The 13,881-nt window shown below is 58.7% G+C and carries 19 protein-coding genes; 5 read left to right on the top strand and 14 right to left on the bottom strand.

Annotation, left to right across the window (positions count from 1 at the left end; translation table 11 throughout):
• Positions 1-96: 96 nt before the first annotated feature.
• On the bottom strand, positions 97-252 hold the full coding sequence (locus tag AC1D05_RS22265; RefSeq protein ID WP_477443912.1) for a hypothetical protein: 156 nt from the start codon (positions 250-252) through the stop codon (positions 97-99).
• A 371-nt stretch (positions 253-623) separates the two neighbouring features.
• On the opposite strand from AC1D05_RS22265, the gene AC1D05_RS22260 reads away from it, so the two are divergent.
• Positions 624-854, top strand: a complete 231-nt coding sequence (locus AC1D05_RS22260) for a hypothetical protein (protein WP_477443911.1) — start codon at positions 624-626, stop codon at positions 852-854.
• Positions 851-1,159 (top strand): hypothetical protein, encoded by a 309-nt coding sequence (locus AC1D05_RS22255; protein ID WP_477443910.1) that lies wholly within the window; start codon positions 851-853, stop codon positions 1,157-1,159. The genes AC1D05_RS22260 and AC1D05_RS22255 overlap by 4 nt, the downstream gene beginning before the upstream one ends.
• A 24-nt stretch (positions 1,160-1,183) precedes the next feature.
• On the opposite strand, the gene AC1D05_RS22250 is transcribed toward AC1D05_RS22255, so the two are convergent.
• Together AC1D05_RS22250 and ku are read right to left on the bottom strand one after the other, a co-directional pair.
• Positions 1,184-1,489: a helix-turn-helix domain-containing protein gene (locus AC1D05_RS22250; RefSeq protein ID WP_477443909.1), complete on the bottom strand. Its 306-nt coding sequence runs from the start codon at positions 1,487-1,489 to the stop codon at positions 1,184-1,186.
• 19 nt (positions 1,490-1,508) lie between these two features.
• Positions 1,509-2,552, bottom strand: a complete 1,044-nt coding sequence (gene ku / locus AC1D05_RS22245) for a non-homologous end joining protein Ku (RefSeq protein ID WP_477443908.1) — start codon at positions 2,550-2,552, stop codon at positions 1,509-1,511.
• Between ku and AC1D05_RS22240 the strand changes: the two genes are divergently transcribed.
• The gene (locus AC1D05_RS22240; protein ID WP_477443907.1) at positions 2,527-3,504 is read left to right on the top strand and encodes an SDR family oxidoreductase; all 978 of its coding nucleotides are present in this window, start codon (positions 2,527-2,529) and stop codon (positions 3,502-3,504) included. The two genes, ku and AC1D05_RS22240, sit on opposite strands and share 26 nt — an antisense overlap.
• An 18-nt stretch (positions 3,505-3,522) precedes the next feature.
• Here the strand turns inward: AC1D05_RS22240 and AC1D05_RS22235 are convergent, their stop codons facing one another.
• The 6 genes from AC1D05_RS22235 to AC1D05_RS22210 all read right to left on the bottom strand — a co-directional run bounded on the left by AC1D05_RS22235 (position 3,523) and on the right by AC1D05_RS22210 (position 10,265).
• A complete protein-coding gene (locus AC1D05_RS22235; RefSeq protein ID WP_477443906.1) occupies positions 3,523-4,398 on the bottom strand; it encodes an alpha/beta fold hydrolase in 876 nt (291 codons plus the stop codon).
• 217 nt (positions 4,399-4,615) lie between these two features.
• On the bottom strand, positions 4,616-5,233 hold the full coding sequence (locus tag AC1D05_RS22230; protein ID WP_477443905.1) for a hypothetical protein: 618 nt from the start codon (positions 5,231-5,233) through the stop codon (positions 4,616-4,618).
• A gap of 33 nt (positions 5,234-5,266) precedes the next feature.
• Positions 5,267-6,022: a DUF4142 domain-containing protein gene (locus AC1D05_RS22225; RefSeq protein WP_477443904.1), complete on the bottom strand. Its 756-nt coding sequence runs from the start codon at positions 6,020-6,022 to the stop codon at positions 5,267-5,269.
• A gap of 240 nt (positions 6,023-6,262) precedes the next feature.
• On the bottom strand, positions 6,263-7,966 hold the full coding sequence (locus AC1D05_RS22220) for a family 1 glycosylhydrolase (RefSeq protein WP_477443903.1): 1,704 nt from the start codon (positions 7,964-7,966) through the stop codon (positions 6,263-6,265).
• Entirely contained in the window at positions 7,963-9,090 is a 1,128-nt protein-coding gene (gene glf / locus AC1D05_RS22215) for a UDP-galactopyranose mutase (protein ID WP_477443902.1), read from the bottom strand. Before glf ends, AC1D05_RS22220 begins: the two co-directional genes overlap by 4 nt.
• Positions 9,091-9,092: 2 nt before the next feature.
• Entirely contained in the window at positions 9,093-10,265 is a 1,173-nt protein-coding gene (locus AC1D05_RS22210; RefSeq protein ID WP_477443901.1) for a glycosyltransferase family protein, read from the bottom strand.
• A gap of 299 nt (positions 10,266-10,564) precedes the next feature.
• On the opposite strand from AC1D05_RS22210, the gene AC1D05_RS22205 reads away from it, so the two are divergent.
• On the top strand, positions 10,565-11,488 hold the full coding sequence (locus tag AC1D05_RS22205; RefSeq protein WP_477443900.1) for a glycoside hydrolase family protein: 924 nt from the start codon (positions 10,565-10,567) through the stop codon (positions 11,486-11,488).
• An 8-nt stretch (positions 11,489-11,496) separates the two neighbouring features.
• Here the strand turns inward: AC1D05_RS22205 and AC1D05_RS22200 are convergent, their stop codons facing one another.
• The 5 genes from AC1D05_RS22200 to AC1D05_RS22180 form a co-directional block, all read right to left on the bottom strand.
• A complete protein-coding gene (locus AC1D05_RS22200; protein WP_477443899.1) occupies positions 11,497-11,682 on the bottom strand; it encodes a hypothetical protein in 186 nt (61 codons plus the stop codon).
• Positions 11,683-11,769: 87 nt separating this feature from the next.
• On the bottom strand, positions 11,770-12,282 hold the full coding sequence (locus AC1D05_RS22195) for a YciE/YciF ferroxidase family protein (protein ID WP_477443898.1): 513 nt from the start codon (positions 12,280-12,282) through the stop codon (positions 11,770-11,772).
• Between the two features lie 124 nt (positions 12,283-12,406).
• Positions 12,407-12,691: a hypothetical protein gene (locus AC1D05_RS22190; RefSeq protein ID WP_477443897.1), complete on the bottom strand. Its 285-nt coding sequence runs from the start codon at positions 12,689-12,691 to the stop codon at positions 12,407-12,409.
• A 299-nt stretch (positions 12,692-12,990) separates the two neighbouring features.
• Positions 12,991-13,182 (bottom strand): hypothetical protein, encoded by a 192-nt coding sequence (locus AC1D05_RS22185; protein WP_477443896.1) that lies wholly within the window; start codon positions 13,180-13,182, stop codon positions 12,991-12,993.
• 2 nt (positions 13,183-13,184) lie between these two features.
• Entirely contained in the window at positions 13,185-13,349 is a 165-nt protein-coding gene (locus tag AC1D05_RS22180) for a hypothetical protein (RefSeq protein WP_477443895.1), read from the bottom strand.
• Positions 13,350-13,449: 100 nt separating this feature from the next.
• Here AC1D05_RS22180 and AC1D05_RS22175 point away from each other — a divergent pair, with 100 nt between their 5' ends.
• Entirely contained in the window at positions 13,450-13,743 is a 294-nt protein-coding gene (locus AC1D05_RS22175; RefSeq protein WP_477443894.1) for a hypothetical protein, read from the top strand.
• The last annotated feature ends 138 nt before the right edge of the window (positions 13,744-13,881 follow it).

Below are 13,881 nucleotides of genomic sequence, written 5' to 3'. Positions count from 1 at the left end.
TTGATAGTCTCCATTTACGAAACCGGACCTTGCCCAGCGAGTGGTCGTCCTCCTTGAGCCCACAAAGGCTACCCCCAGCGCGAACCGTCATTTCGCTCATGTCAGAGCTCGCTTCGGCGCATCGCGGTTCTCGTCGGGATTGGGAACCGGCATTTCATCCGGTAGCAGGTCGGGATCAGGTTCACGCACGTCCGGCGTCCATGTCGGTGCATCGACCGGCGGTTCTTCACTGGGCACGGGCTTTGGCGCCATCACTATTCTCCGGGTTCGTCGGTCGGTCGCGGTGTCTTGGCGGTCACAGACCGGGCGTTGCTTTGCCAGGCCGGAAAGAGATCCGCGCGAGGCCTCACGTCTTTGATGGAGCGCCTGCCGTCTTGGCGCTGCGTGGCGCCTGATTGTCGTCCTTGCCGCCAAGGCTCGTGCGCTCGTTTCGGCACCCGTAGGCTCTGGCCCTTTGACTATTGCATCGCTCGGCTTCTTGACCTTGCCCATTTGCGTTGGCTCCTTTTTGGGCCAACGACCAAGTGTGGTGATTGTTCCACCCGCCGCGGAACTGAGCAGCTTTCACTTTGTTATCGGTCGTCACACTGGTTGTTATGGGTCGTCACACTGGAGGAAAGATAATGTCTGGCAACGAAAACCATCGCGAAACCGGAGCAAGCAAATATCCCGCCAAAACCGGGGCTGACCCTTCGGATGCGTTCTCCCAGGATGCGGCTGGCAACAAGAAGCCCAAGAGCGGGGTTGGACTGACACGCCCCGTCAATGATGTGGATGACAAGACGCACCAGGCGGACGGCCAGAACCCCCCGCGTTCGGCAGTGCCGTTATCGGGAAAGAAGCCTCGGCCATGAATGTCGCAAATCTTCAGCTCGAGGGTCTTATGACGGCAGTGGCTTCGATCAACAATTTGCTTGTCTACAAAGGCTTGCTCTCGATAGACGATATCGACACCGCGCTGCGAAAGGTTGAAGCCTCTTTGACGGGAGACGAGCGGAGCTACGAGGATATGTCGCCCGCCAATCGTGACGTGATGTGCTTCCCGATCCGACTTTTGCAGATCGCCAACAATGCTCAAGGGGAAACGGACATTCCACCTTTTTCGGAGCTGGCAAAGATGGTCGGGCAGACCAAGCAGCCTCAGAACGACCAGATGTGACCGTCAATTGGCGTCGATGCCGGCTTACATCTCGCTGTTGCGAGTGATCCCGGCTTCACCCTCATGGATGTGAGCACGTGAGACTATTGACTCTCTGAGGCGGACGCCGGGTCCGCCCTGGGCTGCCTCGCCGTTGCCCAGGAAGGCAACGCCGGCCAGTTCGAGCGCCGATCGCAGCGCGATCAGCTTCTCGGTCGGGAGACCACGCTTTCCCTTTTCGAAATCCCTGACCGTTCCCTCGCTTAACCCGGATTTCGCTCCGAGCCTCGCCTGTGGCCAATCCAGCAAGCCCCTTGCCGCACGGCATTGATCTGAAGTCAGTAGGGTCATAGAATCCTTCTTGGTCGGGCTAAGCCGTCTTGCGTTTCCAAGCGGATTCTTTGGGCGCCAGGCCTTCCTGTTTCAAGCTCTTCTTCAGCACGTCAGCCAGGTCGATGACGTTCTCTTTCGGTCGAGGCGCCGGCTTTGGCGGCGCCTTGCCCTTGCGCTTCGCGTCGATCATCGCGATCAGCGCATCTTCGTAGGTGTCCTCGAATTTGGAAGGGTCGAAGGTCGTCACCTTCTTGTCGATCAGCATGCCGGCGATGTCGAGCAACTCGGGATCGTATTTCGCCTTTGTCAAACCACCAAAGACACTGTCCTCGGACACCATCTCGTTGTGGTTTCGCAACTCCGTCATCACCATGCCCTTGCCATAAGGCTGGATCAAAACCTCCCGGCCGCGCTGATAGAGAACGACACACGACCGAGCCGCGACGCGCTTGTTTTTCATCGCGTCGCGAATGACGCCGTAGGCCTCGACCGCTGCACCGTCGGCGGGGATAAGATAATAAGGCTTCTCGAGGTAGCGCGTATCGATCTGGTCAATTTCCACGAATTCGCCGACTTCCAGCGTGTGGTCCGATGTCAGTTTCAGCGCCTTGATGTCTTCGGGCTCGATGTGAAGGAATTCGTCGTTCTCGACCTCGAACCCCTTCACCTGATCCTCGGGGTCGACAGGCTTTCCCGTCTTCTCATCGGCGTAGATGCTTTTGACCGGGAGGCCATCTTTGCGGTTCAGAATTTTGAAATGAATTTTGGACGCCTCGCTGGTAGCGCCAACGATCTTCACACCGCAGGTAACCGAACCAACTTTCAAGAAGCCCTTCCAGGCAGCACGCGGCGCAACCATCTTCTTCATCCTGTTTCCGGTGAGGGCAAACGAGTTCCAGCTCAAATCGTTCCTGCTGCTGCGAAGCTGAGAGTGGGGTGACGGCGATGCGCCGCGATGTAGGATCAAAGCGCTGATCGGAGAAATGTCACGGACACGGTCGCCGCAACGGTTTCCCTCAACGCACGTTGTCGAAGGTAACCCTGAGGAGACAGCCATGCCGACGGCAATCAAAACCGACACTTCCAAAGCCTCTCAAAAGCAGCGGCGCGTACAGCGCAAGGTCGATGCGAACGACCGGGCCAAACCGAAATCGGAGCCTAGCGGCGCCATGCAGGCGGGCGCCCGCAAATACCCGGAACCGCCGTTTCCCAAGCAGCATCATCCCAAACCCGGCCAAGAGGCGAATATCAAGCCCGCACCACTCTACGGCGCGCCCTTCTGGCGTGGCTCCGGCAAGCTGGAAGGAAAGGTTGCACTCATCACAGGCGGCGATTCCGGTATTGGTCGCGCGGTCGCCGTCTTGTTCGCGCGCGAAGGCGCTGACGTTGCGATCGTCTATCTGTCGGAGGATGGTGACGCCGAAACGACGAGGCAAGCAGTGGAGGCCGAGGGCCGACGCTGCATTACGCTCCGTGGGGATGTCGCTGTTCGAACCTTCTGCCGCAAGGCTGTGGCCACTACGGTGAAACAACTCGGCGGCCTGGACGTGCTCGTCAACAACGCTGCTTTCCAGATCCATTCATACGACTTTGCCGACCTGACCGAGGACCATTTCGACACGACAGTGAAGACCAACCTCTACGGTTACTTCCATATGGCTCAGGAAGCCGTAGCTCACATGAAGCCGGGCTCTGCAATCGTCAACACCGGGTCGACGACAGGCATAGACGGGTCGAAAGAACTGGTTGACTACTCGATGACCAAGGGCGGTATCCATGCCTTCACCCGTGCCTTGTCAGGCAACCTCATCGACAAGGGCATTCGTGTCAACGCCGTCGCGCCAGGGCCGGTATGGACACCACTCAATCCATCCGAAAAGCAGGCAAGCGATGTCTCAAAGTTCGGGGCGAAGACGCCTATGAAGCGCCCAGCCCAGCCGGAAGAAATTGCGCCGGCCTATGTATTTCTGGCGTCGCCGCAATGCTCCAGCTACATCACCGGCGAAATCCTGCCGATTATCGGCGGCTATTGACGGCTAAGCGGCGCGGCATCAGTCCATCGGCATTTTGGGTGGGCGCAGGAACGCCCCGATAGCTTCGGCTACCGCTTGAGGCGCCTCCTCCGCCATATGGTGTCCGCTCTCTATGCCTTGGCCGGTGAGCGCCGTCGTCCATGGCCGCCATACATCGAGGACATCGCCATAAATCGTTTCAAGGTCATCGCCGGTCGACCAAAGCGCCAGCGTCGGGCAGGCGATGCGCCGGCCAGCTTCTCGATCATGTAAATCGTGCAAATGATCTATGGTCAGTCCAGCTCGATAATCTTCCAGCATTCCGTGAACCACTTTCGGATTTTGGATAGCTTTGAGGTAATCGGCATAAGCCTCAGCTCCCATTGCGTCGGCTGATCCGCCATACCACGCTTCGGGATCGCTCATGATCGCGCGTTCGGGCTTCTGCGGCTGTGCATAAAAGAACCAGTGCCACCACAGCTCTGCGAAGCGTGCATCGCAGCGCTCGAGAGCGTCGAGAATAGGAACGCAGTCCATGACGATGAGATGGGAAATCGCCTGGGAATGATCCATCGCCGTCCGGAACGCCGTGTAGCTGCCGCGGTCGTGTCCGCCAATGGCAAAGCGATCGAAGCCAAGGTGATCCATCAGCGCTATGCAGTCCCTCGCCTTTGCCCGCTTCGAAGAGCCGATGTGGCTGTCAGAATCCTGCGGAACAGACGACTGCCCGAAGCCTCGGAGATCAGGGCAAACGACAGTGTATTCGGCGGCCAGAAGTGGCGCCACCCGATGCCAGGTAGCGTGGGTCCGAGGATGTCCATGAAGTAAAAGCAAGGGCGGCCCAGAGCCTCCGTACCGCACCCGAAGTGAAGCTTCCGCCAAGTCTACGATCTCAAGCCTGAATCCATCAAACATGGGCCGTCCTCGCAATGGGGCCACCAAAGCAGCGCACGTGTTGAAGACTGGCGGGCTCGTCGTCGATCGATCGCGGCTCGGGATGCCTGTCCGGTTCTGCATTGGCGTGGAAGCAGAAGCACACCGCAACTTCCACCGACGTCACGGTCCTAACGTTTATGGGCTGAGGGCAGACTCCCGGCAACGGTTCTTCGAACCAGGCCGGGAGCCTGTCGCATCAAACTCGATTTACGCGTCGGTTGGCGTTGCTCGCTCTGTCACGCTCCGCCTCGATGTCAGTATAGGGGTCGGCATCGGCATCGAATCGGGTCCAGCCATCGGCTTCATAGGCGCCACGACGTTCTTGCAGATCGACCGAGTTGGTCTGTCCAAGGATGCGTTCGGCTTCGTCCGCCAGCTCATCGCTAACCTTGGCCGTCACCAGCGTGCCACCGCGGCGAACACCTTCGGCATAGACATGCGCATCCTTTTCCGGCACGCCGGAATCGGTCAGGGCGCCGACGATGCCGCCGGCCGCACCACCGACGACCGCGCCGCCCACAGCGCCGACCGCGGTGGCGGCCAGCCAGCCGGCTGCGACGACCGGACCGACCCCCGGAATGGCCATCAGGCCGAGCCCGGTCAAGAGCCCGCCGGCGCCACCGATAACGGCGCCAACGCCGGCGCCGCCGGCTGCGTCATCCGCTGCCTTGGAGGTGTCGCCGTCGTCGTACCAATCGTTCGAGTTGTTGGCGACAATGCTGATATCGGCATGCGGAACGCCGCTGGCCTCCAGCTCGCCCACGGCATCGGAAGCGTCTTCGTAATTGTCGAAAAGTCCGGTTACGGTTTTCATGGTCTTGATCTCCTCGATCTGGTTACAGTCTCTCTAGTTTGTGCCGGCAACGACGTTGCCCTGGTAGTCGAGCGCAACGGTGGTGGCTTTGCCGTCCTTGGTCGCCTGGCCGCGCCAGATGCCCTTGTCGTCTTTCGTCAGTGCGGACACGTCGGAGAAGCCGGCATCCTGGATGCGACCCTTGGCCTGGTCCTCGGTGAAGGAGTTGGCGCCGGGAACGGGAGCAGCCGGATTGGCGGTGTCGGTCGTGGTTACGGCTGGCGTTGTTGAACTCGTCGCGGCAGCTGCGTCGCCCGTTGTGGAAGCGATCTTCTCGATCATTTCCTGATGCATCTTGAGCGTCGGCAAGGTCTCGGAGGCGAACGTCTTCAACTGCGCATTGTCACCGTCCTTGGCGTAGCTTTCGAACAGCGTGACCGCTTCCGAATGCGCATCGCGCTGCAACTGGACATAGGGCTTGTCGACGGCATCCTTGGCAGTCTGCAGCGAGTCCAGATCAGCCTTGTGCTTGGCGTCCAGTTCCTTGGGCACCGTCAGCTTCTCCTCGCCGGCGATGGTCTCGAGCTTGGCGTTGGCCGCGCCATGATCGTCGATCATCTTCTGCGCGAAATCCTTGACGCTTTGGTCCTGGGCCTTGCCCTGGGCGATCTTGCTCGAATCCACCTCGAACAAACCGCCGATGGCGGCCTTGTTGACAAAATCCTGCGCACTGTCGGCGGCGAAGGCGGGCAGGGCGAAAGTCATGGCTGTGGCCGTGGCCAGCGAAGCCAGTAGATAGCGGGTTTTCATGGGGAGGTCCTTTCCTGCACACATGTGCTGAGACCCAACCTGCGCTCGCCCGCTTTGTTCCCGAAGGTCGATAAAATCGGTTGATGATGGAGATGCGGCGCCTCGTCGGCGATAAGCTCACAGAGCTTTGCGCGCCAGGCTTGAATCTCCAGCCGCACACTGCCGGCGGCGTGTAATTGCGTTGCTGCCTCGCTGAATGATCGGCGCGGGTGACCCGATCGATCTAGCCGAGCCTGTCGGTCACGCTACATAACTCATATCTTCACCGGCCTGGCGTCTGAGCAGTTGCTCCTCGTCGGCAATTTGTCCTATTTGGTACTGATTGTGGGGACCCGATTGCAGCAACGCAATTGCACCGCGTTGGCCGTCGATGACCAGATCGAGAAGCGCGTTTGCCGCGTCCTGAGCCGAGGACTTTGGATCGAATTGCAGCAGAAGATCGCTGCCTTGGGGAAACAGGCAAAGCATTTTTGCGACGTTCGTCAATACTCCTGAGCCGCTGAAGCCTCGTTCGTCGACCTGGATCGCCGCCCACGCGCCTTGGTCTTTCATCAGCTGCCGCACTCGCTCCGGCCTTGCGGCGCGGACCGACAATCTGCGAACGATACAACATTCCTCGATCACCGAGATCAGGCGACCGAAGCCGATCAACAAGAGAGGCCGCCCACGGTTGCGCGCGCAATCGTGCTCGTCTTGCCACCAGCCAGGCCGATCCAATACCGGATGGTTGGTGGCGCCACGCCTGGCGAGATCTGCAATCACGGAGGCGAGCGCGGTTGGACGTGGTGCCCCGGAGCGGATGTCGAAGGCGCCACTTTCGTAGTAGCCCGCCTGGTTTGAAAGCATTGAGTTCCAGTCGACGGCACCGAAAAGGGACCATGCCGTGACAGCACGGACGTCAACCCCGCTTGCCTTTGCGATCTGAGCGGCCTGCCATCCCTCGACCAACCAGCGGAGTTGTTCATCGCGTGTCGAACCATTGTGGATTTCCGTAACCGCGATCGGCAGGTGGTAGCGGTTCCAGACCTCATCTATCCTATGCTTGAGGCCGGTATCGCGCTGGCCGACAGGGCGAACGGCCGCGGTATCGACATAGGCTTCAATGCCGTTGCCCCCGATCTGTTCGTCCGGGAATCGATCGATTTGTTCGTCAAGCATCCGGTCGCTGGTGAGGTAATAGTCAATTCCGATGATGTCCGGCGTACAGGGCTCGCGCTGCAGCTCTGAGAGATGTGCTTCCGAAATTCCTGCATCCAACAGACGGCCGTAGAAAGGATGCTCGGCGTCGACGCGTCCCGCCAACAGATCCAGCGCCAGCCAGCGGCGTTCGTTTTCATGGTCCGCCTGGTAGGAGAGGCGCTCAGAGGCAAAGATCCGGCCGACATCCTCGGTCTGCACAAGGCGAGCCAGTGGAGTATGTTCGCGGATCGCTTTCATCGCCTGGGCCGTCGCCCGGCATTGAGCCACTGCCAGCTGCAAGCACATAGTCTCGCTCGTGCCGTGCGGGTGCCAAACTCCGTATAGTCCGCTGATCCTGGCGGTCGTGAGCGGCTCGTTGATTGGTGTGAAGGCTTCGACCCACGGGTATCGTCGCGCAACCAAACCCGCATAGTGCGCAAACAATCCCGGGAAATCAGGGTCGAGCACGTGCGACCATGAGGGCCCACTGCCGTGATGCATCAGGCCGGCAATTGGCTGGATGCCCAAGTCGCGGATACGTTTAAGCCTAGCATCGCTCCAGCTCCAGTCATAGGAGCCGCGATCGCGTTCAACCATCTCCCATAAAACAGGGTATCGAAGCGTTTTGATGCCAAGGTCGCCAATCAGGTCGAGATCATCGATGCGATGCAGATGGCCAGTCTCCTCCAACTGATCACGCACCACCTCGTGCACGCGGACATGGCTACATTCAACGCCGCCCCACATTTCCAGAGCGCTGCTCATTCGGCAGCCTCAGCCTGCACCGATGTTGCCGGCAGGCTCTTTTGAATTCGACCAAAAGTCGCAAGAGCTTGGCCCACGACCTGGTCCATGTTGTAGTAGCGATATGTCGCTAGTCTGCCGACGAACCAGACATCTGGAATGGCAGCTGCAAGCGCTTCATACCGCTTGAACAGCGCTTCGTTTTCCGCCCGAGGCACCGGGTAATATGGATCGCCGACGTCGGTTGGGAACTCGTAGGTGAGGCTGGTTTGCGGGCTCTTCTGACCTGTCAGATGTTTGTATTCGGTGATACGCGTGTAGTCTTCCGTCTGCGGATAGTTGACGACGGCAACCGGTTGGAACTGCTCGCGATCGAGTGTCACATGCTCGAACCGCAGGGACCGATAGGGCAAGCGACCCAGCGACCAGTCGAAGTATTCGTCGATAGGCCCGGTGTAGATCATTCGACGGAATGGTATGCTCGACTGGATTTCCCTGTAATCCGTCTGCAGCATGATCTTGATGTTGGGATTGTCGACCATGCGCTGAAACATGCGAGTGTAGCCGCCAGACGGCATGCTCTGAAAGCTGTCATTGAAATACCGGTCATCGCGATTCGTGCGGGTGGGGACGCGCGCCGTCACTGACTTGTTCAATTGGGACGGATCGACGCCCCACTGCTTCCTGGTGTAACCGCGAAAGAATTTTTCATACAGCTCACGACCCACCGTGCTGACGACCACATCCTCGGCGGTCCGAATTTCTTCCACCGTTTCGCGCCGGGACATGAAGAAATGTTCCAACTGCTCAGACGTCAAGTCGAGATCGTAGAGCTTGTTGATCGTGTCGAGGTTGATTGGGATCGGCAGCAGCTGGCCGTCGACCTTTGAGAGCACGCGATGTTCGTAAGGCCGCCATGCCGTAAACTGCGAAAGGTAGTCGACGATCGACTGCGCATTTGTGTGGAAGATATGCGGGCCATATCGATGGATCAGAATTCCTGCGTCGTTATAGCAATCATAGGCGTTGCCGCCGATGTGGTTGCGCCTGTCAATGAGCAGAACGCTTTCTTTGCGCTGCGAAGCGATGCGCTCCGCCAGCACGCTGCCGGCAAAGCCGGCGCCGACAATCAGCCAGTCGAACATGGTCACGCACTCCGCCGGAACGGAAGCACGTTCTTGGTGGACCGCACGCGCTGGATGTGACCCGCCATGGCGATCCATGTGTTTTCCCACGACATGTCCATGAGGTAGGCGTCCACTCGCTTCAGCAGGGCGTCGCGTGGGCGAGCCAGGAGCGACCGAAGCTTCAGTTCGGCATCCTCGTCGTCAATGATGTCGACAAGGCCTTCCGAACCGTAGGTTCGGACCACATCCACGATCGCGGTCGAAACCAGCGGGATGCCGGCCGCCAGGAATTCCGGCGTCTTGGTCGGGCTGATATAGCGAGTGGCGGCATTGAGCGCGAATGGCATCCATCCGGCGTCCCAATGCCCGAGATAGGATGGAAGCTCCGCGTAAGTCTTGCCACCCAGCCAATGCAAATTGTCTGCCTTCGGCAGGCAGTCCGGATCAATCTTGACCACCGGCCCGATCATGACAAAATGAACGTCCGGCATGATTTGCGCCGTGCGCGCTACCAGATCAACGTCCAGCCTCTCATCGATGACGCCGAAATAGCCTATTCTGGGGTGAGGTATCAGGTGCTGATCGACAGGGTCCTGTCCTGGCGCCCTGGCCTGGTGAAAGTGCGTGAAGTCGATGCTGCTCGGGAACGGGAAGATCGAGGCGTGCATGCCGCGTTTGGCTTCATACAGACTCTGGCCGCCGGTGAACACGACATCCGCGCGCTCCAGCAACCGCTTCTCCATAGGAACAAGCTCCGGAGAGGCGTTCTTGAACGCTGAAAGCTCATCCATGCAGTCGTAAACGCAGACGTCGCAAAGAAGGTGGTCGCTGAAGCGCAAGGCCATGGGCGTGTAGTACCAGGTCATCAACAAGTGTGCCGGGGTGGATGCAACGACGCGGTCGACGAACCGTCGCTGAGCGGCCTCTGCATCGATCGGACCGGTTCCGACAGGCAGGACCGGCGTGACCACTTCGATCGATGAAGACACGCGGTTTGAACGCATAAACGCCTGCGACACGTCTTCGAACACCGGCTCTTCAAAATAAACCACCTGCTTCGCCTTCGCAGCCAGCGTCAGAATGTGTTGAGGGCGTTGGTAGACAAAGTTCCACCGAAGGTGAGAAAAGCATAGAAGCATGCCATTTTCTTCTGTCGGACGTCTTTGGGTTGACTCGCCCATCATTTTTTCCATTTCGAGATCCTTCGGTTCATTCCCAAACGCGTGAATACAACAAATGTTAATCGCAGCATTGAGATGTGATATTCGCTAGGGGCTAACTTGCGCTGCGATAACTCGTTCCGTCGCAAAGGGAATTCAATGTGGCGCCGGGCTGCCTGCACATCCGGACAAGCGGATTGCGGTGGTAGCGCGATCTCACACGCAGTGCCGACACATTCATCGCGCGTTAATATCCGGCGCTACAAAGTTAACAATCGATGAAATGATTCGGTTTGCTGACGGACCTCCGTCGACGCCATTGAGTGAAAGCGATGTCGATCAACTTCGAAACCAACATCTTCCCTCTGTTTCAGCCCACTGCGGTTGATGATGTGAAGGATCCATGCCCCGTGTTTGATGGGCGGCTCTGGCACATGTTTGGGTCACGCGGCACGGTCAGCAGCGAAACCTGGAGCATTCTTCACGCCACGGCCCCGGACCTTTATGGCCCTTGGACGGAGCATGACGCAATCGTGCTGGGGGTCGGCGGATCGGGCGTCGCTGCGCCTGGAGTGATCCACGAGGATGGCGTCTTCCATATGTTCATACAGACGGAATTCATGAAGTCGGGCGGTCGCTGCGAACATGCCGTCTCGAACGACGGCTTCCTCTGGGTCGTTTTGAGCTCGGCAATTCTCGCTCTGCCCGAAACCGATGAAGACGGGATCTACGATCCGCATCCGGCTGTCATCGGAGGCAAGCGCTACATCGTTTATTCAGGCATGCCGAAGTTCACGAGGGTGCCGCAACCCGATATCTACCTGGCACGTAGCCAATCGGATTCGTGGTTCGGGCCATGGAAGCGAGTTGGCAAGATACTGGACCACGCCGATCTGCCTCACCACAATGCGCGGCACCACCCCGATTACGAATGGGGTATTGAAGGGGCACAGCTGGTCGAGCTCCCGGATGGCCGTATCCTTTTGAATGCGACGTGCTTTCTGCCGGATGGGCCTCGCGGCAGCCGTCAACGCGTCTTCTTCGCCGTCGCCAATCGGATCGAGGGTCCGTATCAAACCGTTGGGCCGGTGCTTGAACCTGGCGAACCCGGCGAAAACGGGCATTCGACGGTTGTGATCGAAGGTCGTCAGCTCCTGCTGTTCTACCAGTGCCGCCGTGCCGGAACGAACCATCGCTGGCGCTATGGAGTGGCCAGGTGCGACCTCGATGGCGATATTCTCTCACGCGTAGCGTGACGCTCCATTCAAGTATCGGACTTCTTCCTTGCAGCCACGGGATTCTGACCGGTCGCGGCTGACGTCTTGGCATCCTTGGAGTGCGCGGCTATCGCGGGGCCGGCACCGGTGGCCTTGCGCATATCGCCGCTCTTCTTGTTGTCGGACGGGGTTTTGCGTCCCAGGCCCGAGAAGAATTTTCCGAAAAAGCCCATCTTACTCTCCCGTTGGCGCAATGCTGGCGCCGATCGACCAGATTTGAGCCCTGGCGAAGACCAGGGCTCGTGACCCACAGGCCCGATTTATTCCGCTGCTTCCGCCGCAACGTTGACGGCCGACTCAGCCAATTTTGTGAGCGCGAGGTCAGTCTTCTTTTCTTCGGCAAGAGTAAGGTCCAAAAGGTCGACAGCTTCAGTCAACCCAAGTTCGGAAGCCCAGGTGCGCATGGTCCCGTAGCGCGAGATCTCATAGTGCTCGACCGCCTGCGCGGCGGCCAGGAGACCGGCGTCAAGAGCTGGGCTGCCTTTGTATTCTTCCATGATTTCGGCGCCTTCTTCGGTGATGCCCATGATGGCAGCACAGGTCTTGGCGGCAGGCTTCTTGCCGATCGCTTCGAACACGGATTCGAGGCGCGCGACATGTTCCTGCGTTTCGCCGAGGTGTTTTTGAAATGCGGCCTTCAGTTCAGGGCTTTGGGCCGCCTTTGCCATCTTCGGCAAGGTCGCGACGATCTTCTTCTCGGCGAAGTAGATGTCCTTGAGTGTGTCATGAAACAGGTCGCTGAGACCTTTGGATGATGCTTTGGTCGTTGCCATGTGGTTTGTTCCTTTGATGAGCGCCCGTCATTGGGCTTTGCTTACAGCCGCGTTCACTGCTCGTTTGGTGGCGCAAAATGGCGAACCCCGCAGTTGGCTTGCCTCAGCGTCAAATCTGCAACTCTCAGCGAGGTTCCTCGACTGCGTGAATAAATTTCCGCATAGGAATGGCCGCAGTACTGTCATGCCGAGTTTGCGAACACGTCCCTTGCTTAACGTCACCGTCACCGATGAGGCACTCGATAAGGTCTGGATCGAAGACGGTCATGCCTGTGAGATACGCCAGCAACTGGACAGCGAAGGCCTTCTTGTGTGAGGGGGCCACAAGGCCGTCCTGGACGGCCGACTTAAAGGCCTTGTGCAGGATATCAAAGTCATAAGCAGAAAGGGTTGAGGCCAGCTCGTCCATCGTACTCCTCGGGGCCTGAGAGGCCCAAGTGCCGCAGCCCAATATCGTCGGCAACCAGATGACGATACGCTTGGAGGCTCAGCACTCAAATGATGTGTCGATATCGTACAGATCTGCAGATTGAATTTTGCGTCGGCTGGCGGCGTGCGACTACGCCGGGTCGAAGGGCTCCAAATAATTTGTCAGCCATTACACGGCTTTTTGCCGACCGCTAGAGACGCGTCCAATCCGGGTAGCGCGCCGCTCGCCAAGGCAACTTGGTTGCCACGCGTTTTGTTTGAGCGCTGGCCAAACCCAGTTCACCCGGATCGCTTGGCCGCCTTGCTTGCTAAAGGCTTGCTCTTCAATGATGGATTGGCTGCTTCGTAGGCCAAGCGTTCTTCTCGCAACTTGGCTGTCTTCGCCTCGCGCTCGGTGCGCTCAACATTGATGACCTCTAGAGCAACTCTTGTGGCGCGAGCGTCGCGGTCGGTGTCGATCCTGCGTGTCAAACTCAACCCTCCGCCTTGAAATTCTTTGCTTCCTTTTCGCCCTTTGCCCTGCCGTGTTTCTCGACGAGAATCTTGGCTTGCCGCGGCGAAACATCGGTGGTTTCCGCCAGATGCATCGCTTCCTTCTCCGAAAGGCGGTTGTCCTTCTTGCCTTGTTTGGTCGCCATGATTGTATCTCCTGATTGATGCAGCTTAACGGGCCTGGGGTTAGAGCGTTCCCTGGAACGCAACGCGGAGACGAACATTGCATGGGAACAGGAGGTGACCATGCCCAAATTCCGTTTCGAGACCCCTGCGTTCGATCAAACCACGACAGTGGCGGAGGTGTTGGCCAGCATTGATCTTGCCAACTTAAAGGCAGCCGAACTCGCAAATGCCGCCCTCAAGGCGGCTGCACCCACGGGTGATTATTCATGCGGGTCACTCACAAAGGTCTATGACGAGGCTGGGTATCTCGTCGCAACGGTAAGTTCCGCCGATGTCACTCGAAACAGTGCGCAGCTTGCCTCGCCGGACGCAGACTCCTCAACTGAGGAGCCTGGTGTAATCCGGTCAGGCTAGGCCCGAGCAAAGGCGCTCCGCCTTAGTTGGGCGAAGCGTGAAGGGGACGCCGAATACCGCCGCGCTCAAGGCGATCGCGAACTTCCTGATCAAAGAAAGCCTTCTTCATAGTTCCGGGGAACAAGTAGCCACTCCGCA

Source organism: Mesorhizobium sp. P2_E9 (assembly GCF_056403815.1).
The sequence above is the reverse complement of the archived record's forward strand: the minus strand, read 5'-3'. Positions and strand labels throughout refer to the sequence as shown.

Bases quoted from the DNA above. Each gene is read 5' to 3' on its own strand.
- AC1D05_RS22265 (WP_477443912.1), bottom strand. From the start codon at position 252: ATGGCGCCAAAGCCCGTGCCCAGTGAAGAACCGCCGGTCGATGCACCG.
- AC1D05_RS22260 (WP_477443911.1), top strand. From the start codon at position 624: ATGTCTGGCAACGAAAACCATCGCGAAACCGGAGCAAGCAAATATCCC.
- AC1D05_RS22255 (WP_477443910.1), top strand. From the start codon at position 851: ATGAATGTCGCAAATCTTCAGCTCGAGGGTCTTATGACGGCAGTGGCT.
- AC1D05_RS22250 (WP_477443909.1), bottom strand. From the start codon at position 1,489: ATGACCCTACTGACTTCAGATCAATGCCGTGCGGCAAGGGGCTTGCTG.
- AC1D05_RS22240 (WP_477443907.1), top strand. From the start codon at position 2,527: ATGCCGACGGCAATCAAAACCGACACTTCCAAAGCCTCTCAAAAGCAG.
- AC1D05_RS22235 (WP_477443906.1), bottom strand. From the start codon at position 4,398: ATGTTTGATGGATTCAGGCTTGAGATCGTAGACTTGGCGGAAGCTTCA.
- AC1D05_RS22230 (WP_477443905.1), bottom strand. From the start codon at position 5,233: ATGAAAACCGTAACCGGACTTTTCGACAATTACGAAGACGCTTCCGAT.
- AC1D05_RS22225 (WP_477443904.1), bottom strand. From the start codon at position 6,022: ATGAAAACCCGCTATCTACTGGCTTCGCTGGCCACGGCCACAGCCATG.
- AC1D05_RS22220 (WP_477443903.1), bottom strand. From the start codon at position 7,966: ATGAGCAGCGCTCTGGAAATGTGGGGCGGCGTTGAATGTAGCCATGTC.
- glf (WP_477443902.1), bottom strand. From the start codon at position 9,090: ATGTTCGACTGGCTGATTGTCGGCGCCGGCTTTGCCGGCAGCGTGCTG.
- AC1D05_RS22210 (WP_477443901.1), bottom strand. From the start codon at position 10,265: ATGGAAAAAATGATGGGCGAGTCAACCCAAAGACGTCCGACAGAAGAA.
- AC1D05_RS22205 (WP_477443900.1), top strand. From the start codon at position 10,565: ATGTCGATCAACTTCGAAACCAACATCTTCCCTCTGTTTCAGCCCACT.
- AC1D05_RS22200 (WP_477443899.1), bottom strand. From the start codon at position 11,682: ATGGGCTTTTTCGGAAAATTCTTCTCGGGCCTGGGACGCAAAACCCCG.
- AC1D05_RS22195 (WP_477443898.1), bottom strand. From the start codon at position 12,282: ATGGCAACGACCAAAGCATCATCCAAAGGTCTCAGCGACCTGTTTCAT.
- AC1D05_RS22190 (WP_477443897.1), bottom strand. From the start codon at position 12,691: ATGGACGAGCTGGCCTCAACCCTTTCTGCTTATGACTTTGATATCCTG.
- AC1D05_RS22180 (WP_477443895.1), bottom strand. From the start codon at position 13,349: ATGGCGACCAAACAAGGCAAGAAGGACAACCGCCTTTCGGAGAAGGAA.
- AC1D05_RS22175 (WP_477443894.1), top strand. From the start codon at position 13,450: ATGCCCAAATTCCGTTTCGAGACCCCTGCGTTCGATCAAACCACGACA.